This is a genomic window from Snodgrassella sp. CFCC 13594 (assembly GCF_001590725.1).
Classification (GTDB): domain Bacteria; phylum Pseudomonadota; class Gammaproteobacteria; order Burkholderiales; family Neisseriaceae; genus Snodgrassella.
Map to the genome: position 1 here is coordinate 1 of NZ_LQXR01000066.1, position 836 is coordinate 836.

General features: G+C 46.2%; 1 protein-coding gene and 1 pseudogene. Both read left to right on the plus strand.

Translation table 11 applies throughout. The features are described from left to right. Nucleotides 1-451 (plus strand): annotated as a pseudogene (locus tag A2F46_RS11710) (hypothetical protein); the annotation flags it as partial. 118 nt (nucleotides 452-569) lie between these two features. Next, on the plus strand, nucleotides 570-836 hold a 267-nt coding region (locus A2F46_RS11715), incomplete at its 3' end, for a TrbC/VirB2 family protein (protein WP_066570647.1).

An 836-nucleotide genomic window follows, 5' to 3' on the forward strand; every position in this document is an offset into this window, starting at 1 on the left:
TCTAGCTCATTATGGGTTGAGCTACGAAACGGTGTTCGATCCGTGTAAAAACATCGCTGCCGGTGCCAAAATCCTGACAGATTGCTTCAGCCGAGCTGAGGGCGGGCGCATGACTCAATCTGCATTACAAAAATCCTTTAGCTGTTATTACAGCGGAAATTTTCGGTTTGGGTTTACACGTGACTTCGGTGGCCAACCTTCGTATGTTCAAAAAGTGGTCAATAGCGCTGCACTAAATTCAGATAACACTACGCTTCGCGTACCCGCAATTGATAGCCGTTCATCTATCATTACTCCATCACGGGCACCGAAAGCCAAGTCTAATCCCACACCTTACTTACAACCCGCTGTGGCCACTTACAATTCTTCAAATCAGAATGAAGTGACCACAGAACAGCCCGCTAAAGCAGAAAGGATTTACTCGGGTTGGGATGTTTTTAGAGAGTTCTAATCTTGAAGCAGTATCTAGATATCCACCAATAGGTGGTTTTTTTGTGCCAGCCGCTCACGCGGCTTTTTTTGTGTCTGCCGCTTTTGCGGCATTTTTATTTCTATAAGGAAATAGTCTTATGAAAACTGTAGTTAAACAGCGGTACCAGTTTAATCCTGCCATGACTGGCAAAGCAGTGGCTCTGATGTTATTGGCCGGTCTATCGCCATTGGCATTAGCCGCTGGCTTTGAATCGGATGCCACCAATATTGTGACCCAAATCCGTACCGCCATTTATGCCATTGTCGGTGTCTGTGCAGGTCTAGCACTATTGTGGTGTTTTGCAATGGGTTGGTCAGGTCGTAAGACTTGGACAGATGTATTGGAGCTGGGTCTGTGGATTGTC